This is a genomic window from Aeromonas sp. PS2Canimalfood6 (assembly GCF_048276795.1).
Classification (GTDB): Bacteria; Pseudomonadota; Gammaproteobacteria; order Enterobacterales; family Aeromonadaceae; genus Aeromonas; species Aeromonas caviae.
This window is the reverse complement of the sequence record NZ_JBLUXC010000059.1, coordinates 1-21,712: the sequence shown is the minus strand read 5'-3', so window position 1 is coordinate 21,712 and position 21,712 is coordinate 1. Positions and strand designations below refer to the sequence as shown.

Below are 21,712 nucleotides of genomic sequence, written 5' to 3'. Positions count from 1 at the left end.
CTCGCCACCCCAGTAGACATCATCGAGCTGAATGATGCCGCTGATGGGCTGCTTGTCATCGGACTCTTTCATGGCTTGCAGCAGCTTGTGCTTGAGCATCCAGGCGGTGTCATATTTGACGCCCAACTGGCGCTTTAGCTCCATCGCTGACAAGCCTGTTTTGGTTTGTGACAACAGGTGCATTGCCAGAAACCACTTGGTCAGTGGGAGCTTGGTGTTTGCGAAAATCGTATTTCCAGTCAATGACATCTGGTGACGGCAGTGATTGCATTGCCACACACGTGGCCGCCTTCTCAGGCGACAACAGGTCTTGTTGGCACATTCAGGGCAGACAAAGCCGTTAGGAAAACGCCAAGTGAACAGCGCATTTTCGCACTGAGCCTCAGTGCCATAGTCCTTGAGAAACTCAAACAGGCTGTAGCCTTTCTGGAATTGGATTTTGCTTTTGGCCATGATCTCGCACCTCGATAACTGTACGTAAGATCAGTATAGTTCGTGGTAACTGACTGCTAATCATGGGTAATCAGGTAAGCTGATGCTGTGATAAAGCCTTCACATTACATGGTATTAGTGTGATGCTCTATCCATAGTTTGTACAGATATAGTTATCACCTGACACCGGCCTCAAACCGGTGTCTTGTTTACGCTACTTTAGAGCGCACTTCCTTCGGTATCAATTTCAGACCCTTTTTGAACATGCTGTAGGGGGGATGACTACTATCTTCATGGGTCTGCGGAGCAGGATCAGCTCCCCAGATACTCCCGATCGAAGAAGGTGTTGACCCAGTGGGGGCGATAGACGGCGAGCAGTGTCATGGTCATGCCGTTGAGCAGGGCCTCGGGGAAGAGCAGCAGGGGCCAGATGGAGAGGTAGTCGGCGCCGATGGTGTGCCAGGGGTAGGTGCCGCTCATCCCCATCAGCAGGGCGCTGGCGATCACCTTGACCGAGATGCTGAGCGCGCCGCCGAGAAAGGCGGCCACGAACAGGTAGACGAAGAGGTGGCGGGGCAGCCAGGCCCAGCTCGCCAGAAACAGCAGCCAGCTGGTGGCCACCGGCAGGGCGACGCCGATCAGGGCCTGCCAGCCGATGTCCGCGAGTTCGGTGACATCGAAGGCCGCGAGGATCAGCAGGGTGAGGCAGGGGGCGAGCAGGGCGAGGCGCCAGCCCAGCAGCAGGGTCAGGCTGGTGAGGCCGAGAAAGTGGATCTCCAGCCCCTCGTGCAGCCCGGCCCGCAGGGTCCAGAGCGGCACCAGGACGATGGCGCTCCCCAGGCAGAGGTGCTGATAGAGGGGGTTGGCGTGGAGGGTGCGCAGCAGGGAGCCGCGCAGGCTGAAGGCGAGCAGCACCAGCCAGAGCAGGAGGGCGGCGACTTGTCCTTCACTCATGACCTCTCCTCTTGTGCCGGCGCTGCAAGGCCAGGGGCGCAATAAAAAGAGGCCGCCCAATCCCGGGCGGCCCCCTGTCTCAATACTTCACGTTGGGGTGATACTTGCCGAGGATGGCCTGGACCCTGTCCATGGTCTCCTTGCTGGGGGGCTTGATCCCGACCAGATCGTAAGTATCTCCCAGCACGTCCCACTTGTGCTTGCCGAGCTCATGGTAGGGCAGCAGCTCCACCTTCTCGACGCACTCCCCCAGCTCGGCGATGAACTGGCCGAGCCCTTCGGCACTCTCGTCATCGTCGGACCAGGTGGGCACCACCACGTAGCGGATCCACATGGTCTGGCCGCGGGACGCCAGATAGCGCGCGAACTCCAGGGTGTACTTGTTGCTGACGTGGGTAAGCGGAATATGCTTCTCGTCGTTGATCTGCTTGATGTCGAGCAGCACCAGATCGGTGTTGTCGAGCACCCGATCGAGCAGCTCGTCGTAGTGGCGCACGAAACCGTTGGTATCCAGGCAGGTGTGGATCCCCTGCCCCTTGCAGGCGGCGAACAGCTCGGCGATGAACTCCTGCTGCAGCATGGCTTCGCCACCGGAGGCGGTGACGCCGCCGCCCGAGGCATTCATGAAGTGGCGATAGCTGGTGAGATCCTTCATCAGCTCGGGCACGGTGACCTCGCGGCCGCCCTGGGTGTCCCAGGTATCCCGGTTGTGGCAGTACTTGCAGCGCATCAGGCAGCCCTGCATGAACACGATGAAGCGAATGCCGGGGCCGTCGACGGTGCCGCAGGTCTCGACGGAGTGGATCCTGCCAATCACTTCGGTACTGCTGGCGTCGCCGGCTTCAACGGCGGGGATCCGCTGTGCGCCGTGGTCGGCAGGCCCCTTGGTTTCAACGACAGGGTTCCGGTTAATGACTGACATAGACGACTCCAATGGTTCGGACAGGGTACTAACGGTCGTTATTTTATGACAGAAAGCCCTATAAATCCTACATGTTTAGCCTGGCCGGGCACCGCCAAGCAGACGCTCCAGCGCCTTGACGGGGAGCGGCCTGCTGGTCAGGAAGCCTTGGTAGTGCTGGCATCCCAGGGCCTTGAGCACGGCGAGCTGCTCCTCTTCCTCCACCCCTTCGGCGGTCACGGTGAAGCGAAAGACCTTGGCCAAGTCCAGGATGGCCTTGACGATGGCCTTGTCCTGCTCGCTGTGCACCAGCGTCTGGATGAAGCTTCTGTCGAGCTTCACCTCGTCGGCGGGCAGATCGCGCAGATACGCGAGAGAAGAATACCCGGTACCGAAATCGTCGATGGAGATGAGCAGGCCCAGGGCCTTGAGCTGGCGGATCCTGGCGATGCTTTCCAGCCGGTTTTCCAGCACCACGGATTCGGTGACCTCCAGCAGCAGGCGCGACGGGGGCACGCCGGTATCCCGCAGTATGTACTCCACCTGCTGCACGAAACCGGCGGTGTGGAACTGGCGGGCGCTGACGTTGACCGACAGGTGGGGGATGACTAGGCCGTTGTTGAGCCAGAAGCTGTACTGGGCGCAGGCGGTCTTCATCACCCAGTAACCTATCTCCTGGATGAGGGTGGTCTCTTCGGCGATGGGGATGAACTCGCCGGGGGGCACCATGGTGCCATCGGCCTTCTGCCAGCGCAGCAGCGCCTCCACGCCGGAGAGGCTGCCGTTGTCGACCCTGTACTGGGGCTGGTAGTGCAACACCAGCTCGTTGTTGCGCAGGGCATCGCGCAACTGGTTATTGAGGGAGAGCTTGCTCTTCTCCCTCTCCGCCATGGCCTCGCTGAAGAAGATGTGGTTGCCCTGACCGGCGCGCTTGGCCATGTGGACGGCGGTATCGGCCTGCTGCATCAGGGCCAGGTGATCCTGGTCGTCGCCACAGAAGAGGCTGATCCCCACGGAGGCGCTGCAGTGCAGCTTGTGATCGCCGATGTCGAAGGGACTGCGGAACATCCCCATCAGCTCCCGGGCGAAGTGCTCCGCCAGGATCTTGGCGGTGACATAGCCCTGGCCCAGGGCGGTGAACAGCAGGGCGAACTCGTCCCCCGAGGTGCGGGCCAGCACCAGGTTCTCCTGGGGCAGGGACTTGAGGCGCACCACCACGGCCTGGAGCAGCAGGTCGCCGCAGGCGTGGCCGAGGGAGTCGTTGATCGACTTGAAGTTGTCCAGATCCAGCAGCAGCAGGGCCCCCCACTGACCGCTCGGGGTCTGCAGGGTGCGTTGCATGATGTCGTTCAGGCTGCGCCTGTTGTAGAGATCGCACAGGTCGTCGTAATAGGCGAGCCGCTCGATGTGGCGGGCCGCCTCCTTCTCCTGGGTGATGTCGTGGAAGCTGCAGACGAAATGGCTGATCTCGTCCTCCTCATCCTTGACGCCACTGACCATGAGCCGTACTGGGAAGAGATGGCCATCCCTGTGCAGGCACTGCTCCTCGCCGAGCCAGTATCCCTGCTCATCGACGGCGACGATGACCTCCTCCTTCAGGCTGTCGCCATAATAGGTAGGCCGCAGGGCCTCGATATGCTGACCGAGCATCTCCTCGCTCGCAAAGCCGGTGATGCGGCTGAAGGAGTCATTGACCTTGAGGATGATGCCGCCGTGGTCCATCACCAGCAGACCGTCGTGGGTGTTGAAGGCCACCTCGGCCAGGCGCAGGGCATCGTCGTTGGCGAGGCGCTGCAGTTCGATGGCCGCCCGTTCACGCTGTTCGTAGAGGGCATCGAGCAGGGGAATGGGGTCGGCCAGCGGCCCGTCCAGCAGCAGGGCGATCTGGCCCAGGGGGGCGCCGCCTTGACCCTGTAGCGGAATGCCGATGTAGGCCTTGGCATTGAGGGCCAGCAACTGGCTGGCCTGGGGATAGCGCAGCGGCAGGTCTTCCACATAGAGGCTCTGGCCGTGCTGGAAGATCTCCCGGCCCGGGCCTATCTCCATCCGCATGGGCTTGACCGCAGAGAAGGTCTCTCCTTCCAGCACGCAGCGGGGAATGAGCCAGAGATCCTGGCCACGCAGCTGAAACTCGCCGATCCAGCCCATGTGGGCACCGCTCAGGCCCATGGCCCAGCGCAGCAGGGCGCGGCAGTAATCGTTGCCGGTCAGGTTGGCAAGCCCCGGGGGAGGCGCGAGGTCCGGGGTGTCGGTCGCCACGGGGTCCGGCTGCCAGTGGCCGAGCAAACGGGCGCAATGACGCACCAGTTGCAGGGTGTCATCGCTGATGAGGGTGCTCTCGGCATACTCCAGGCTGAGCACGCCGATGAGCTTCTCCTGCTCCAGCAAGGCGCCGTCCAGGCGGGAGCAGACATTGGCATCGGCCAGATAGTAGTGCTGGCTCAACATGGGCTGGTGGGCCGCCTCCGAGAAGCTCAGGGCGCCCCGGGCGCGCAGGGCCCGGATGTAGCGGCTGTCTCCGCGAATGGCACCGAGCGCGTCCACCCCCAGGGTGAACACCGGGGTCAGCTGCTCGCCGCCAAGGGTGCCATGGGCCTGGTAGTGCCAGAGGATCAGGCGATCGGCCCCAAGGCACTCCTTGAGGCTCTCCAGCATGGCGTCATACTGCTGCTGGCTGGCCATCTGGCTCAGGCGCGGCAGTTGCAGGGACAGGCTGGCGGCGCTCTCCTGGGACTGGGTCTGCAGGCAGATGAGCCAGAAGGCGTCCTGCTCGTGGGAGAGGGAAATGTGCCAGAGGAGGGCGTCAAAGCGCAGCACCAGCTTGCCCCCCTTGCCGCTGGCCAGCCGCTGCTCGATGGGTTGGCGCAGGGCGTCCGGCAATTGGGCCGGCCAGGCACTGCGGGGCTCGTCGAGCCAGTGGAGCGGCGTCTGCATCACATCGGTCAGGGCGACCAGCCGTTGACTACGGGTATCCAGGCGGAAGAACAGGGGCGCCTGGCTGGCGGTCGGAAGATGGCTGAGCGCGGTAGACGACATGAACTGACACTATCCTGTTGAGCAATTGTCGGAGGGCAAGAATACTGCAAATCCGTGGCAAACAAAATTTCATTGAATTCTAAATTAGATAAGCCTAATTTATTGGTCATTTCCTGTTGAGTGGAGTCTTGCAGATGAAACGGATCCTGATTGTGGGTGGTGTGGCCGGGGGAGCGTCCGCCGCCGCCCGTGCCCGCCGTTTGAGCGAAGAGGCGGAGATCGTGATGTTCGAGCGGGGCGAGTTCGTGAGCTTCGCCAACTGCGGTCTGCCTTATCACATCGGGGGGGATATCCCGGATCGGGATGCCCTGCTGCTGCAGACACCGCAAAGCTTCAAGCGCCGGTTCAACGTGGATGTGCGGGTGTTTCACGACGTCATCGAGATAGACAGGGCCGGCAAGAGCTTGCTGGTGCGCAACCTGCTCACCGGCGAAGAGCGGCGCGAAGCCTACGACGTGCTGCTGCTGAGCCCGGGCGCTGCCCCCATCCGGCCTCCCTTCCCCGGCATCGACAGCCCGGGGGTACACACCCTGCGGAGCATTCCCGACATGGATCGCATCCTGGCGGCGCTGGCGCACGACAAGCCCCGCCACGTCACCGTGGTGGGGGGCGGTTTCATCGGGCTGGAGATGATGGAGGCGCTGCACCAGCGCAAGCTGGATGTCACCCTGCTGGAGCTTTCCGATCAGGTGATGGCGCCGGTGGATAAAGAGATGGCCAACCTGCTCCACGCCCGCATCCGGGAGGAGGGGGTCGATCTTCGCCTGCGCACCGGCCTCGCTGCCATCGAGAGCCTGGAGGTGCCTGCCGAGAAGACTGCCGCCGTGGCGACCGCCCAGCGGGGTGGACTGCGCCTGACCCTGAGCGACGGCTCTCATCTCGACACCGGCCTGTTGATCCTCGCCATCGGCGTCAAGCCCGAGACCCTGCTCGCCGCCAAGGCGGGGTTGGTGCTGGGACCGCGGGGCGGCATCAAGGTGGATGCGGGCATGCGCACCTCGGATCCCTGCATCTTCGCGGTGGGGGACGCGGTGGAGGAGACCGACTTCGTCACCGGCGAATCCGTGCTCATTCCCCTGGCGGGCCCGGCCAACCGGCAGGGGCGCATCGCCGCCGACAACATGCTGGGGCGAAGCGAAACCTACAAGAAGACGCAAGGGACCGCCATCTGCAAGCTGTTCGATCTGGCGGTGGCGAGCACGGGGCTGAACGAGAAGCGACTGGTGCAGCTGGGATTGCCGTTCGAGAAGGTCTATGTCCACCCGGGCAGCCACGCCGGCTACTACCCCGGTGCCCACCCGGTCAGCCTCAAGCTGCTGTTTGCCCCCGATGGCAAGATTTACGGCGCCCAGGCCATCGGCAAGGATGGCATCGACAAGCGCATCGACGTGCTGGCGGTGGCCCAGCGCGCCGGCCTCACCGTGTTCGATCTGCAGGATCTGGAGCTCACCTATGCGCCGCCCTTTGGCTCTGCCAAGGATGTGATCAACATGGCCGGGTTCGTGGCGAGCAACCATCTGAAGGGGGACACCCTGCTCTGCCACGCAGCCGAGGTGCAGGCTCGCCACCCCCATCAGCAGGTGGTGGATGTGCGCAACACCCCCGAGCTCGACAAGCTGGGGCGCATCCCGGGGGCGCTGCACATCCCCCTGGACGAGCTGCGTGGCCGTCTTGATGAGTTGCCCAAGGATAAAGAGCTGCTCATCAGCTGCCAGGTGGGACTGCGCGGCCACGTGGCCTGCCGCCTGCTGAGCCAGCATGGTTTTCGGGTCAAGAACCTCTCAGGCGGTTTCAAGACCTGGCAGACGGTGATCGCCGAGTAGATCCTCCAGGCTGAAATGGCCCGATTGATCACTCTGTATGCAAACGGGCCACACCAGTGAGTGGCCCGTTTCTTCATCAGGGGCCGATGCCGATCAGGCTGCCGCGTCGCCGAGGGGCGTGCGGACAGGGTGTTGCCGCATCACCACAGGGGGTGAAGGAGGGGAGGCTACTGCGCCGCGTTGGCCGGTGCATCGTCGACCCATGCCATGAAGATGCGATAGCCGATGGAGAGCAAGGTCGCCCCGATGAACATGCCGAGGATGCCGTTGGTGGCCATGCCGCCAAGGGCCCCCAGCAGCACTACCGGCATGGGCGCATCGACACCACGCCCCAGCAGCAGCGGCTTGAGCACGTTGTCGGCCATGCCGGCCACGACCAGCAGCACTGAGTTGATGACGTTGAGCAGGGTGCCGTGATCCCCCGCCATCCACATGAAGGCAATGGCCGGTCCCGTGACCAGGATGACGGGGACCTGGGCGATACCCAGGATCAGCGCCAGGACGAAGAAGATGCCGACCGCCGGGATCCCGGCGAGGGACATGATGACGCCAGCCAGCAGGGCCTGGATGAAGGCGACCCCGATGACCCCCATGGCCACGGCCCGGATGGTGCTGGTGCACAGCTTGGTCAGGGCGAGGCCCTTGCGCTCATCGGTGATGCGCATGGCGATGCGCTCGGCGCTGATGGCACCCGGCGCCCCCCAGGCCATGATGATGCCAGCCACGATGAAAGAGGCGACGAAGCCCAGCAGGCCGCCCCCCATGCTGGCGAGCATGGTGACAGTCTGCTTGGCCATGTCGCCGAGCTGCGGCTTGTAGCTGATAAGGAGGCTCGGCAGATCCACGGATGCCTTGGTCCATAAGGCGTGCAGCTTGGCACCGATCAGCGGGATGCTGGCGATGTCGGCGGAAGGCGCCGGAATCACCAGAGTGTTGTTGTTCACCTTGTCTATCAGGGCGCTGACGCTGTCACCCAGGGAGCCGAGCATGGCAACGGTGGGGGCCACGATGAGCAGGATGCCCAGCAGGACCAGCAGGGTGGACGACTGACCCTGTTTTCCCCCGAGTCTGGCGGCAAAGCGCTGATGGAGGGGGTAAAGGGTGACCGCCAGGATCAGGGCCCACAGCATCATGTTCATGAAAGGGGAGAACACGGTGAAGCAGAACGAGCCTAGCGCCAGAATAAGACCAAATTTGATGAACATGTCCAGGAATCGGGCAACCAATCTTTTTTCGACGAGGGACAGATCGTTATTTTCCATGCTGATATGACTCCAGAGAGGGATGGATGCATGACCCCGCTGACCCTGTGTGAACTCAAGGTCGGCATTCTGGTCGATGGACAATTAATAAGTTTGTTTTCAATGGTTGAGGCATACATCGAGCGCACCTGCACGTTATGTATGGCACAGGTGTTCAAGGCTTAAAAAAAATTTATCTGCTTGATATGTCGTTGATTGGAAGGCCTGCGTTGAGCAGGGCCGAGAATAATGAATGGCCCGATCACGCACAAGTGAACAGTGGTGCCCGGTTTAGCCTGGGTTCAGAAAATCACGACAATCCTCTTTCATGGAACAGGAGATCGCATGCAGGGTCTCGAATAAACCTCGCGGTTCACGGGGCGACGCGCTCCCGTTCGAGGCGATGCGCCCATCTCTGTTGGCCGATGCCGCCCGATATGGCAGTTGGTGTTCCCGGGAGTGACGCTTTATTCTATTGGCTCCTGCGCTGCGGCGATCCAACCCGGGATGAACACCATGCACCTCTCTCTCTCCTGCCCCGTGACTCGTCTTCCCCGTGTGGCCTGGCTGGCGGCGCTGCTGCTGGCTGGTTGCGGCCCCGACAAGCCTGCCAGCCAGGTGCCGACGACAGAACCGATGGCCCGGCAGGAGGCGGGAGCGCCCGCCTCCGTGGTGCAGGCCAATGCACGCCAATACCGCGATGCCCCGGCGCTGGCCCTGGTCTTCTCCGGCCCATTGGCGCCCAAGGCAAACTGGCAGAGCTGGCTTTCTGTGAGTGAAGGGGGCAAGCAGGTGCAGGGGGAGTGGATCCTCGCCGACGATGGCCGCACCCTCTATTTCCCGAACGTGCAACCCGACAAACGCTACGAGGTGAGCCTCAAGGCTGGGCTGGGCCCATCCCCCCAGCGCTGGACCCTCAAGACCCGGCCGCTGGAGGCGGGGGCGTCGTTTACCGCGAGCGGCATGGTATTGCCGCTGCGCGACGAGCTGCGCCTGCCCATCAGCGCGGTCAATGTGGACGAGGTCAATATCGACTTCTTTCGGGTCGATGCCGAATACCTGCCCCGTTTCCTGGCCGAGTATCGTCCCGGTGCCGGCATGGGCAACTGGGAGCTTGAGCAGATCACTAAGCGGGCCAAGCGGGTATTCAGCGGCCGCTATGCGTTGGAGCTCGATGCCAACCGGCGCGAGACCCGCCTTATCAATGTGAAGGAGCCGCAGCTGGCGGAGGCTGGCGTCTACTTTGCGGTGATGTCGCCTCTTGGCAACTACGACTGGCGCAAGGAGACCACCTACTTTGCGGTGAGCGACATGGGGCTCAGTGCCCGCCGTTACCGCGATGAGCTGGAGGTGTTCGTCAGCTCCCTGGCCAGCGCCGACCCCCTCAAGGATGTGCAGCTCTCCCTGCTCGACCAGAAGGGCAACCGGCTGCAGGTGCAAACCACCGACCCCCAAGGTCATCGCCGCTTCGATCAGGTGCAGGGGGCTCACCTGCTGCTGGCCGAGCAGGGCAACCATCTGGCGGTGCTGCGCCTCGATGGCGCGGCCCTCGATCTCTCCACCTTCGATCTCGGCACCCAGCCCTGGCAGGCCCAACAGCTCTATCTGTTCAGCGGGCGCGATCTCTATCGCCCCGGCGAGCGGCTCGACAGCGAGATCCTGCTCAAGGGGCAGGATGGCCAGCTGCTGCCGGGCATGGCGGTGGAGCTGGAGGTGAAACAGCCGGACGGCCAACTGCTCGAACAAAAGCGCCTGCTGCCGGACAATTTGGGCGCGGCCCACTACGGCCTGCATCTGCCGGATGATGCGCCGCTCGGGCGCTGGACCATCAACCTCAAGACCGCTGCCGGTAGTCGCTTCGAGTGGCCTTTTCTGGTGGAGGAGTTTCTGCCGGAGCGGCTGAAACTGCAGCTTGGCAAGGGGCCGGATGGGGAAGTGACGAGTCTGGACGCCGCCCTCACTCTGCCGCTGCAAGGGGACTATCTCTACGGCGCACCTGCGAGTGCCACCAAGGCGAAGGCGGAGGTGAAGTTAAGCCGCGCCACCATGCCCTTTACCCAGTGGCAGGAGTTCACGCTGGGTGACGTGCTGCTCGCCGAGCAGGCCAGGGATCTTGAGCCCCTCAGTCTCACCCTTGATGCGCAGGGGCAGGGGACGTTTTCGTTAGCTGATGAGCTCGATGGGGTGCGCGCCCTCGGGCCGCTGGAGGTGGCCTATAGGGTGTCGCTCTCCGAACCCGGTGGCCGCGCCGTCAATCGCAGCCGCACCCAGTATGGCTGGCCCGCGGGCAGCCAGTGGCCAGCGCTCAAGGCCGATTTCGTGGCGGATCGGGTAGAAGGGGGCAAGCCGCTCCCCTTCCAGATCCTCAACCTCGATGAGCAAGGCCAGCCGGTGGCGGGGTCGGTGAAGGTGCGCCTCATCAACGAGTACCGCGACTACTACTGGCACTACGCCGATGGGGAGGGGTGGAAGTACGAGTTCAACAGCCAGCCCTATCTGGAACAGGAGCAGACCCTGCAGCTGGATGGCAAGGGGCCGACCCCGCTCACGCTGCAACTGGCGGCGGGCTGGTATCGATTGGAAGTGGAGAACAGTCAGGGCCATCAATCCAGCCTGCGGGTGGAGATAGGCAGTTACGCTTGGGGCGGCGGTGGCGAGCAGGCACGGCCCGACAAGATTGCCATCACCCTCGACAAGCGCGCCTATCAGGCGGGTGACAAGGCCAAAGTGACCCTGGTGGCCCCGCGCCCCGGCAAGGGGTTGCTGCTGGTGGAAGATGGCGACGGCCTGCGCTGGTGGCAGCGCATCGAGCTCAAGGGGGCCGATGGCGATGCCAAGGATGCCCGTGGCGAGTTCGAGATCCCGGTCAGCCCCGAGTGGCAGCGCCATGACCTGCATATCTCGGCCCAGATCGCCGCGCCAGACAGTGACTCAAAGCCGGTGAGCCAAAAGAGTGTGCAGAGCCTGCGATCGGTCGGTCTGGTGCCGCTCACCCTGGATCGGGAAGCGCGCCGTCTGCCGCTCACCCTGAGCGCGCCGGACAAAGCGGTGCCGCTCACCCGGCTGGAAGTGACCGCCACCTCCACCCCCAACAGTCAGGGCCGCGTGGTGCTGGCGGCGGTGGATCGGGGCGTGCTCAATATCAGCGACTACCAGCCCCTCGACCCGTTCGAGATCTTCTTTGGTCGCAAGCGCTTCGCCCAAGATTTGTTCGACAACTATGGCCAGGTGATCCCGCCACAGGATGGCAAGCTGGCCCGCCTCAACTACGGGGGTGACCGGGCGCCGCTGAAAAAGGGCGGCGCGCTGGAGAGCCGGGTCGAGATAGCTGCGCTCTGGAGCGGCGAGGTGAGTTTTGATGAGAGCGGCAAGGCGGTGATCCCGCTCGAGCTGCCCAACTTCAACGGCGAGCTGGCGCTGATGGCGCTGGCCTGGAACGAACAGCAGGTCGGTGAGGCTGAGCGCGCCGTCAAGGTGGTGGCGCCGCTGGTGGCAGAGATCGGCTGGCCGCGCTTTGGCGCCAGAGGGGATGAGACCCGGGCGCTGATGCAGCTGCGCAACATGAGCGGTGAGGATCAGACCCTCTCCCTTGCCTGGACCCTCAACGGCGGGCTCAAGGCAAACGGCGAGCTGCCCGGCACCCTGTCCCTTAAAAATGGCGAGGAGCAGTGGCTGACCCTGCCGCTCACCGTGACCGGGGCGAGCGGTGTGGCAAGCCTGCAGTTGGCTGCCAGCGGCAAGGATTTTGCCATCAGCCGCGACTGGACTTTGCCGTTGCGCTCCCCCTGGCCGGCCGAGACTCGCCAGCGCCATCAGATGCTGGCCCCCGGCCAAGAGATGGCTTTTGCGCCAACTGAGCTGGCCGGGCTGGATCCCGCCAATCTGCAGGGGCTGCTCAGCCTCTCCGGCACTCCCCCCTGGGATCCGGCAGCCCAGTGGCAGGCGCTGGCTGATTACCCCTACGCCTGTCTGGAGCAGACCCTGTCCCGTGCCTGGCCTTACTTGCTGACCACGGCGGATGAGCGCATTGCATGGAGCAAACCCGCAGAGGGCAAGAAAGCGGCGAGCGAGGCGGATGTGCAACGCGCCCTGCTGCAACGGCTGCAGCGGTTGCAACTGCCAAGCGGCGGTTTTGGTCTGTGGGATGGTCGCTCCGACGAGGAGCAGTGGCTCACCGCCTATGCCGCCGACTATCTGCTGGCGCGCAAGGAGGCGGGCGATGCCGTGCCGGAGGCAATGCTCAATCAGGCTTTGAACCGGATGCAAAGCTATCTCACCGACAGTCAGTATGGTGAGCGCTGGAGCAGTGCCCCCGAGCACAGCCGGCTGGCCTATCAAGCCTACAGCGCCTATGTGCTGGCCCGGGTGGGCAAGGCGCCGCTCGCTACCCTGCGCCTTATCTGGGAGCAGCAGGCCGATCACGCCCGCTCCGGTTTGCCACTCTTGCACCTCTCGCTGGCGCTCTCGGCCATGGGGGATGAGCAGAATGCCGCCAAGGCCCTTGCCCGGGCGCTGGCCACAGAGCGCGGGGACGACTATCTGGGGGATTACGGCTCACCGTTGCGCGATGAAGCCCTTGAACTCTCCCTGCTGCGCCAGCACAAGCTGGCTGCGGAGCGCTGGCCGGCCCTCAGTGCCAAGGTGGCCGATACCCTGGCCCATCGTCAGTGGCTCAGCACCCAGGAGCGGCTCGCTCTGCTGCGACTCGCCCGCTTCGATCCGGCCGTCGACTGGCAGGCCAGGGTGACCTCCTCTCTTGGCAGTGGATCCCTGAGCGGTTCGGCTCCGCTGCAGCAGGGCACCCCCGAGGCGCTGGCGGCGAGCTCTGTCACCAACGAGGGCAAGGGCTCGCTCTATGTGCAGCGCACCCTGGTCGGTTACCCCGAGCAGGCTCCTACCAGATTGAGTCAGGGGATAAGCGTGACCCGCAGCTGGTTCAACAGCGACGGTCAGCGTTTTGACCCGACCAAGGTGAAGGTCGGCGATCTGGTGGTGGTGCGGCTCAATGTCAGCAGTGAATCGGCGGTGCCCGATGCCCTGCTGGTGGAGATGGTGCCCGCTGGCTTCGAGCTGGAGAATCCGGCCCTTGGCAACAGCATCAAGCTCGAAGAGCTCTCCATCGAGGGGAAACCGGCGTGTCAGAGCGAGTGGAACGACTACCTCAAGCATCAGGAGTTTCGCGATGACCGCTACATGGCGGCGCTGGATCTGAGCGCCGGGAGCAACCAGCAACTGGTCTACCTGATGCGGGCGGTGACGCCGGGTCGCTATCTGGTGCCGCCGACCCAGGTGGAGGATATGTACCGTCCCGAGATCCGGGCTGTGGGTGAGGATATCCACGAGGTGCGTATCTCTGAGTAACACACCCTCCCTTGAGCGGGTTCGCCCGCTCACTTTCTGGCAGCGTGGCTGGCTGAGCCTGGGTCGCACTGGCCGCGCTGGCTGGCGCCGGCTTGGTCGTTTGCCACGCTGGCTGCGCTTTTCGGTGCTGGGCGTTGTAGCACTGCTCCTGTCATTGCTGGCGCTGGATCGACTCTTCCCGCCGCCGCCACTCGATCCAGCCTACGCGCGGGTGGTGCTCGACATGAAGGGGCGACCGCTGCGCGCCTTTGCCGATACCAGCGGCGTGTGGCGTTACCCCGTGACCCTGGAGCAGGTCTCCCCCCGCTATATCGAGGCATTGCTCGGCTACGAGGATCGCTACTTCTGGCGTCATCCCGGGGTCAATCCGGTGGCCATGGTGCGAGGGGTCTGGCAGTGGCTGCGCTATGGGCGGGCCGTGTCGGGCGGCTCGACCCTCACCATGCAGGTGGCGCGTCTTATCGAGCCCTACCACAGGAGCGTACCCGGCAAGCTGCGCCAGATGGCGCGTGCGCTGCAGCTGGAGTGGCACTATGACAAGCGCACCTTGCTTACCGTCTACCTCAACCGGGCGCCGTTTGGCGGCAATCTTGAGGGGGTGCAGGCCGCAAGTTTTGCCTACCTTGGCAAGAGTGCGGCCAAGCTGACCTATGCCGAGGCAGCGCTGTTGGCGGTGCTGCCGCAGGCTCCCAGCCGCAACCGGCCGGACCGGCATCCCGAGCGGGCCCGCACCGCCCGTGACAAGGTGATGCAGCGGCTGGTAGCGCAAGGTGTCTGGCCCGAACAGGTGTGGCAGGAGGGGCGCATCGAGCCGGTGCTGGCCCGCGGTCACTTCACGCCGATGGAGGCGCCACTGTTTGCCCGTTTCGCCGCCGACCATCAGGCCGGGGCCCTGGTGCATACCACCATCGACGGGGATCTGCAGCGTTGGCTGGAAGGGCGGGTGGCGAGCTATATCCGCCGCTTCCCCGAGCAGACCTCAGCGGCGTTGCTCCTGGTCGACAACAAAACCATGGCGGTGCGCGCCTATGTGGGTAGCGCCGAGTATGGCAATCTGCGCCGCCACGGTTATCTGGACATGGTGCAGGCGATCCGCTCTCCCGGCTCTACGCTCAAGCCCTTCATCTACGGTCTGGCCATGGATGAAGGGTTGGTGCACTCGGCCTCCCTGCTCTCCGATGCGCCGAGACTGGGGTCTGATTATCGCCCCGCCAACTTTTCCGGTGCCTTTCAGGGGCCGGTAACCCTCGCCCAGGCGCTGCAGCAATCCCTCAACGTGCCGGCGGTGCAGGTGCTGGAGGCGCTTGGGGCCGACAAGCTGGTCAGTCGCCTCGACAACGCCGGGGTGAGACTGGCGCTCGTAGGCAAACCCAACCCGGCCATTGCGCTCGGGGCGGCGGGCATTCGGCTTGAGCAGCTGGTGGCGCTCTACAGCGCACTGACCCGGCAGGGGCAGGTGGCGATGCCGGTCTGGCTGGCGGGGCAGCAGGCGGTGTCGCGCCCCTTGCTGAGCCCGGGGGCCGCCTGGATCATCTGGCAAATCTTGAGTGCCCAGGGACGGGCAGATCAACCTTTTGCCAGTGAGGCGACCGGCCGGGTCAACCGACTGGCCTGGAAGACCGGCACCAGCTATGGCTATCGCGACAGCTGGGCCATGGGGGTCTCCGGTCGCTGGACCATCGGCGTCTGGCTGGGGCGCCCCGATGGCACCCCCATGCCCGGTTTTTACGGCCAGAGTGCGGCAGTGCCACTGCTGCTCTCTGTCTATTCGCGGCTCTCGGACAACAGTCCCCTGCCAGCACAACCCAACACGGTGAGCGAAGCGGAGATCTGCTGGCCCTTGGGGCGCAAGGGGAGCGCGACCCTGCCTGAGGCCTGTTTGCAGCATCAGAGCGCCTGGCTGCTGGAAGGGCGCGATCCTCCCACCTTGCCGGATCCCATGGATTGGCCCTCGCCGCTGCGCCAGGTTGCGCTCACTGTCGACGGCAAGCCGACGCTGACCCGCTGCCCCGATGCGGCACAATCCACTTTTAGAGCGCTCTGGCCGCTGTCGCTGGAGCCGTGGCGCTCACCGGGCGAGCGGCGTCAGGCGCTGCTTGCCAGGGGCTGCGCGGGGGAGGGGCAGAGCGCCGAGCAGCAGGCCCCCATCCGCATCCTGGCGCTGGGGGAGGGCAACCTTATCCGCAGTCAGCGCTATCGGTTGCAGCCCAGGGTGCTCGGCGGTGTCGGCAAGCCGGCCTGGTTTCTCAACGGCCAGCGGCTGCGCTGGGACGGGGATCAAGTAGTGAGCAAGGCGGGCCGCTATCAGCTGGTGGTAGTGGATGAGGCGGGAAACAGCGATCGCATCGAGTTTCGGCTGGAAAACCCCTCCTGAGGGCGTGGTGAGCGCCAAAATATTGACGGCATCGGGGATGGTCTCGATGCCGTCAGTTGATTGTCGATTCCCCGGCAGAGGCGGGGAGTCAGGGCTTGACCTGCCCCAGCCGGGTGAAGAAATGCCGGCTCTTGCGCTGGTGGAAGTGGCTCTTCTTGATGGGATGAAATACCAGGTCGCTCTGTGGGTGACTCCCCTTGAGGTGGTGGATCATCGCCATGGCCGGTAAGCCAGTACTGACGAGCGTGGTGAGCGGCAGGGTGACGGTCTCGGGTCCCAGCAAGGGTGTGAACCCCTGCTGGGCCTGCTCGAAGCGGGTCAACACGGCGGGTTCGGCGTAGCCGCTGCCCAGCATGGCGAGCAGGGCATCGAGGGCCTGATGGAACTCGGCGAGCTGCTGACGAAAGCCGCTTCGCCCCCGCAGGGCAATGAGCTCTGCAAACGGGATGTCGGCCAGGTGAGTGGGCACTTGCAGCGGGATCTCGAGGTGGAAGCAATCCTGACCGCCGCGATTGTGGTAGCGGGATTCGAGCAGGTGAAGCAGGCGGTCGAGATAGTCGTGATCGGTAATAAGCGCCCCGTCATTGGCGAGTGCCCACTCACGGGCGAGGCGCATGGAGAGCAGGTTGGCAAAGCGGCGCGCCATTCTGATCCCCCCTTCATCCTGCGTCGCAAAGCCGTGGGTCAGACAAAACCCGTGCAGCCGCTCCAGTCCCGCCTGAGCCGGGCAGAAACAGTCGTGGTTGGCGGCTGAACGCCAGCGGGCGATGAGCTCTCTGTTGCCAAACACTTTGTGGCGGACAAAATCGGGGGCGACCAGGCCGGCAATCTGGCTCTCGACCTGGGGCGTGATATGGGCGAAGAAGGCGGGTTGTGGCGGCTCGGCCAGCAGGTCGGTTTGCTGGCGCAGGGTCTCCAGCAGGGCGGTGAGACCGCTCTTCTCACTGACGGTGAAGACGAAGGCGAGCCGCTCCAGATAGAGCAGGGCAAACTTGAGCCAGAGCTCGTCGCGTACCTCCATGCCGGGGTAGTAGATATGGGTTTTCATGGATGCTGTGTTGCCAGGATGCAGGGGTGGGAATATACGCATGATTGCCCGGATGCGGCAAACTTTGCGTGGGGGAATGTGAGCGGCTGCTCATGCAGTAGGCGCTGCTCACAAAGTTCTGATATAATTCGCGCCCTTAAATCAAGGCCACCCGAGTCATTACCATGAAGTTCATTATCAAGCTGTTCCCTGAAATCACCATCAAGAGCAAGTCGGTTCGCCAGCGCTTCATCAAGATCCTGCAGGGCAATATCCGCAATGTCCTGCGCCGCTTTGACGACGATGCCCGGGTGCGGATGGATTGGGACAAGCTGATCGTGAGCTCCCGCAATGACCAGTTCCGCGAGCAAGCCATCGAAGCCCTGGCCTGCATCCCCGGCATTCAGGCCTTCCTCGAGGTGCAGGCCAGCAAGTTTACCGACCTGCACGACATCTTCGAGCAGGTGAAAGCCGTCTGGGGTGATCAGCTCGAGGGCAAGACCTTCTGCGTGCGTGCCAAGCGCCACGGCAAGCACGAGTTCTCCTCCCTCGAAGTGGAGCGCTACGTGGGCGGTGGTTTGAACCAGCACTGCGTGAGCAACGGCGTGCGCCTCAAGAACCCGGATGTGAAGATCAACCTCGAGATCGATGGCGAGGAGCTTTTCATCGTCAGCGCCATCCACCAGGGGCTGAGCGGCATGCCCATCGCCACCCAGGAAGATGTGCTGAGCTTGCTCTCCGGCGGGTTTGACTCGGGTGTCGCCTCCTTCCAGTTCATCAAGCGCGGCTGCCGGGTGCACTACTGCTTCTTCAATCTGGGTGGGGCGGCTCACGAGATCGGCGTCAAGCAGGTGGCCTATCACCTGTGGAACCGTTTCGGCTCCTCCCACCGGGTGCGCTTCACCGCGGTGGACTTCGAGCCCGTGGTGGCCGAGATCCTCGAGAAGATCGACAACGGCCAGATGGGGGTGGTGCTCAAGCGGATGATGATGCGTGCCGCTGCCAAGGTGGCCGACGAGTTCCAGATCCCGGCCCTGGTGACCGGCGAGTGCGTTGGCCAGGTTTCCAGCCAGACCCTCACCAACCTGAACGTCATCGACCGGGTGACCGACAAGGTGATCCTGCGCCCGCTCATCACCTGGGACAAGCCGGACATCATCAGCGAAGCCCGCCGCATCGGTACCCTGGAGTTCGCGGAGACCATGCCGGAGTATTGCGGCGTGATTTCCAAGAAGCCGACCGTGAAGGCCGAGCTCTCCCGCATCGAGGCGGAAGAGGAGAACTTCGACTTTGCCATTCTGGACAAGGTGGTGGCCGAGGCCCGTTACCTCGACATTCGTCGCATCGGTGAAGAGACCGCCGCCGAGGTGCAGGAGGTGGAGACCACCGCCGAGAGCGGTGACGACGAGGTGATCCTGGACATTCGCTCCATGGAGGAGCATGACGACAAGCCGCTGGTGGTGGAAGGGCGCGACATCATGCATATCCCCTTCTTCAAGCTGGCCACCGCCTTTGGTGACCTGCCGAAAGAGAAGACCTACCTGCTCTATTGCGATCGTGGCGTGATGAGCAAACTGCAGGCGCTTTACTTGAAAGAGAAGGGCTTTGCCAACGTCAAGGTCTACCGTCCGTGATGTGACGGCAAGACGCGTATAAAAAATCCGGCCAAGGCGCCGGATTTTTTATTTCACTCGGATGAAGGTAGACGCTCAGGGGCAGGGGACCGGGGTGAAGGTTTCCTGACCCTGACAGCGCCAGCCCATCTCGGCCTGACGCATCTGCCACAGGTTGTTGCTGCGATACAGGGTCAGGATGTAGAGCATGTCGCTACGCTGGCCATCAAGGGCCACCGAGAGCACCAGATCGTTGTCCAGCTGTTGAGCATGGATACGGGTGGGTACATCTTTATGGCCGACGAAGCGGCGAGCCACTTCGCGATAGTCGTTGACCCAGCCTTGCTGACTGCTGCTCGCCTGACGGATCTGCTGGTTGAACTGCTGCACCGGGGTGGATGCCAGACGCCCGAACAGGGCCTGTGCCCCCGCATGAGCCGCTGCCACCATCATCAGAACAAGTGTGGTAATGAGCCCAAGTTTTTGCATGAGGTTTTCCGGCTTGAAACGACCCCTGTATGACAACAGAAAAGCCGGCTTGGTTCAATCTTGTCCCTGCCGGGATGGGATCTCGCCCACTCTGAGGCTTCTCAGTTGCGCTGCAGCGAGAAGGTGGGCAGGGAGAGGTGCCAGTAGATGGCCGCCACCCGCAGACCAAACACCCCGAGCATGCTGATGAGCATGGCGCTGACCCTCTCTACCCCGACCTCCAGCGACAGGGTATAGAGGATGCCGCCCAGAATGCAGGCGGTGGCGTAGATCTCCTTTTGCAGCACCATGGGCACCTCCCGGGCCAGCACGTCACGGATCATGCCGCCCGCAACCCCCGTCATGGTGCCCATGATCACCGCAATGAGCCCGGGTGTGCCGAAATTGAGGGCCTTCTGGGCACCGATCACGGTAAAGAGCGCCAACCCGAAGGCGTCCGCCACCGGCAGCACATACCAGGGCATGCGACGGGGCAGTTTGACCATCCACATGCCGATGAGCGCCGTGGCAATGACCACCCAGATATAGAGGGGGTCGCGCACCCAGAAGACGGGGGTTGCCCCCAGGATCATGTCGCGGATGGTGCCACCCCCGATGGCGGTGACTGCCGCCAGCACCATGACACCGAAACCATCCATCCTGAGACGGCCGGCCACCAGTACGCCCGAAAACGCGAATACCGCAGTACCAAACATGTCGCTGATGTAAACAATCTGCTCAACCAGTGTCTGCATGGAGAACAACTCACGTCCAATAGATGATGGGGCGGCGATTTTAGGGGCAAGGTGTGGGGATGAGCAATGCTGGCGTGCAAAAGTGGGAGCCAGCGCCGGTTTCTGAAGGCTGGGTGAATATCACGCTCCCGCCTTGTCTGATGCGGGCTGTGGGCACTATGGCTCGGGGGGCGGGCTGTCAGGTGACAAAAAATCCCGATTTTTTTCTCAAGGGAAGGGAATAGAGGCCGATATATAGGTTAGGCGGCGATTACTGCCATAAAGGCAGAAAAAAGAAATTAAAGTCTTGTGAAAAGGCGCCGTTAACTAAACATATCAGGCACAAAACACAATAAAGCCTGAGTGAATTAAAGTTAAATTTTAATAGCTTAGGAGAAAAATAATGAGTCTGTATATCAATACCAACGTTTCATCGCTCAACGCTCAGCGTAACATGATGAACAGCACCAAATCCCTGGATACCTCCTACACCCGTCTGGCCTCTGGCCTGCGCATCAACAGCGCCAAGGACGATGCGGCAGGTCTGCAGATCTCCAACCGTCTGACCTCCCAGATCAACGGTCTGGACCAGGGCAACCGCAACGCCAACGACGGCATCTCGGTCGCTCAGACTGCGGAAGGTGCCATGGATGAAATCACTTCTATGTTGCAACGTATGCGGACACTGGCTCAGCAGTCAGCCAATGGCTCTAATAACAAAGATGACAGAGATGCTCTGCAGGCTGAATACAAACAGCTTTCTACCGAGATTAACCGAGTTGCCAACGATACCACCTTTGGTGGTCAGAAACTGCTGGCTGGGAGCTACTCAGGGAGCTTTCAAGTTGGGGCTGATGCCGGTCAGACTATCTCTTTCAAAATGACCACAGCCTTTACCATGTCAGGTATTGCCAGTGCGACGAAGGGCAAGGCCGACGTCGCAGAGATTACATCTACAAATTCAACGGGAGCAGATGCATGGGTTGTGACTGTTTCAACAGGAAGTACATCGAAAGTGACATGGGCTGATATTGATGACATATCAGGCTCGACAGGTTCCAGCGCACAGATGGCAATGGCTAATTTGGATTTCATGATCCAGGCAGTCGACAGCAAGCGAGCAGAATTAGGGGCAGTGCAAAACCGGTTCGATTCCACTATCCGCAACCAGTCGAATGTTTCGGAAAACGTCAGTGCCGCGCGCTCCCGTATCCGTGATGCGGACTTCGCGACCGAGACCGCCAACATGACGAAACAGAACATTTTGCAACAGGCTGCCTCCAGTATTTTGTCCCAGGCCAACCAGCGCCCGCAGTCTGCGCTTTCCCTACTGCAAGGTTAAGTTTGCAACGTCTGAGAAAAAGAAAAGGGCGGTTGTTCAGTCCGCCCTGGTAAACAAGATGGAACAATGGGGTGTTCGGAATTACGCCTTGTTCTATCGAAAGAGAAGTTCTCTTCTTGGTATACCCCTCGAGTGTTGCGCAGATCGTTCACTCTGTCATCCTCGAGGTTGTTCTCCTGAGCGTAAGCTCTTCTTTGGCCGACTTTGTCGGCCTTTTTTATGGTTCTTCGCGGGATCCTGGGAAAGTGGAAGTTGACAGACAGGGTGCTGGTAAACTGGTTGTCGCCAAACACACCACCACCATCACCCTGCTGTCGCCGTGCATCATATTGATATTGCCTCCTTCTGGCCAGGTTATACCGTCATCGCCCAAGCGCTTTCTGCCAACCATCACACCCTGTTTACC

General features: G+C 62.5%; 14 protein-coding genes and 1 pseudogene. 7 read left to right on the top strand and 8 right to left on the bottom strand.

Features of this window, described 5'->3' with window-relative positions:
* The 4 genes and pseudogenes from ACNPAA_RS17975 to ACNPAA_RS17960 form a co-directional block, all read right to left on the bottom strand.
* Positions 1 to 453 (bottom strand): annotated as a pseudogene (locus ACNPAA_RS17975) (IS1595-like element ISKpn3 family transposase); the annotation flags it as partial.
* Between the two features lie 291 nt (positions 454 to 744).
* Positions 745 to 1,386, bottom strand: coding sequence for an energy-coupling factor ABC transporter permease (locus ACNPAA_RS17970; protein WP_417891934.1), 642 nt, complete (start codon positions 1,384 to 1,386; stop codon positions 745 to 747).
* A 79-nt stretch (positions 1,387 to 1,465) separates the two neighbouring features.
* Positions 1,466 to 2,308, bottom strand: coding sequence for a pyruvate formate lyase 1-activating protein (pflA, locus tag ACNPAA_RS17965; RefSeq protein ID WP_417891933.1), 843 nt, complete (start codon positions 2,306 to 2,308; stop codon positions 1,466 to 1,468).
* 75 nt (positions 2,309 to 2,383) lie between these two features.
* Entirely contained in the window at positions 2,384 to 5,323 is a 2,940-nt protein-coding gene (locus tag ACNPAA_RS17960; protein WP_417891932.1) for an EAL domain-containing protein, read from the bottom strand.
* 134 nt (positions 5,324 to 5,457) lie between these two features.
* On the opposite strand from ACNPAA_RS17960, the gene ACNPAA_RS17955 reads away from it, so the two are divergent.
* Positions 5,458 to 7,146, top strand: a complete 1,689-nt coding sequence (locus ACNPAA_RS17955; RefSeq protein WP_139700964.1) for an FAD-dependent oxidoreductase — start codon at positions 5,458 to 5,460, stop codon at positions 7,144 to 7,146.
* Between the two features lie 167 nt (positions 7,147 to 7,313).
* Here the strand turns inward: ACNPAA_RS17955 and ACNPAA_RS17950 are convergent, their stop codons facing one another.
* The gene (locus ACNPAA_RS17950) at positions 7,314 to 8,351 is read right to left on the bottom strand and encodes an AI-2E family transporter (protein ID WP_417891931.1); all 1,038 of its coding nucleotides are present in this window, start codon (positions 8,349 to 8,351) and stop codon (positions 7,314 to 7,316) included.
* Positions 8,352 to 8,438: 87 nt separating this feature from the next.
* On the opposite strand from ACNPAA_RS17950, the gene ACNPAA_RS17945 reads away from it, so the two are divergent.
* The 3 genes from ACNPAA_RS17945 to pbpC all read left to right on the top strand — a co-directional run bounded on the left by ACNPAA_RS17945 (position 8,439) and on the right by pbpC (position 16,122).
* Positions 8,439 to 8,573 (top strand): hypothetical protein, encoded by a 135-nt coding sequence (locus ACNPAA_RS17945; protein WP_010674281.1) that lies wholly within the window; start codon positions 8,439 to 8,441, stop codon positions 8,571 to 8,573.
* Positions 8,574 to 8,903: 330 nt separating this feature from the next.
* Complete coding sequence (locus ACNPAA_RS17940; RefSeq protein WP_417891930.1) at positions 8,904 to 13,748, top strand: alpha-2-macroglobulin family protein; 4,845 nt, start codon at positions 8,904 to 8,906, stop codon at positions 13,746 to 13,748.
* A complete protein-coding gene (gene pbpC / locus ACNPAA_RS17935; RefSeq protein ID WP_043156352.1) occupies positions 13,714 to 16,122 on the top strand; it encodes a penicillin-binding protein 1C in 2,409 nt (802 codons plus the stop codon). The genes ACNPAA_RS17940 and pbpC overlap by 35 nt, the downstream gene beginning before the upstream one ends.
* Before the next feature lie 88 nt (positions 16,123 to 16,210).
* On the opposite strand, the gene ACNPAA_RS17930 is transcribed toward pbpC, so the two are convergent.
* Positions 16,211 to 17,170, bottom strand: a complete 960-nt coding sequence (locus tag ACNPAA_RS17930; RefSeq protein WP_043156350.1) for a hypothetical protein — start codon at positions 17,168 to 17,170, stop codon at positions 16,211 to 16,213.
* A 164-nt stretch (positions 17,171 to 17,334) separates the two neighbouring features.
* Here ACNPAA_RS17930 and thiI point away from each other — a divergent pair, with 164 nt between their 5' ends.
* Positions 17,335 to 18,783: a tRNA uracil 4-sulfurtransferase ThiI gene (thiI, locus tag ACNPAA_RS17925; protein WP_043156346.1), complete on the top strand. Its 1,449-nt coding sequence runs from the start codon at positions 17,335 to 17,337 to the stop codon at positions 18,781 to 18,783.
* Between the two features lie 75 nt (positions 18,784 to 18,858).
* Here the strand turns inward: thiI and ACNPAA_RS17920 are convergent, their stop codons facing one another.
* Both ACNPAA_RS17920 and ACNPAA_RS17915 read right to left on the bottom strand, forming a co-directional pair.
* The gene (locus tag ACNPAA_RS17920) at positions 18,859 to 19,251 is read right to left on the bottom strand and encodes a hypothetical protein (protein ID WP_408809104.1); all 393 of its coding nucleotides are present in this window, start codon (positions 19,249 to 19,251) and stop codon (positions 18,859 to 18,861) included.
* Between the two features lie 101 nt (positions 19,252 to 19,352).
* Complete coding sequence (locus ACNPAA_RS17915) at positions 19,353 to 19,985, bottom strand: trimeric intracellular cation channel family protein (RefSeq protein WP_043156357.1); 633 nt, start codon at positions 19,983 to 19,985, stop codon at positions 19,353 to 19,355.
* 382 nt (positions 19,986 to 20,367) lie between these two features.
* Here ACNPAA_RS17915 and flaA point away from each other — a divergent pair, with 382 nt between their 5' ends.
* Positions 20,368 to 21,306, top strand: coding sequence for a flagellin A (gene flaA, locus ACNPAA_RS17910; protein WP_043156342.1), 939 nt, complete (start codon positions 20,368 to 20,370; stop codon positions 21,304 to 21,306).
* Between the two features lie 71 nt (positions 21,307 to 21,377).
* A partial coding sequence (locus tag ACNPAA_RS17905) for a hypothetical protein (protein ID WP_417891929.1) occupies positions 21,378 to 21,712 on the top strand: 335 nt, incomplete at its 3' end.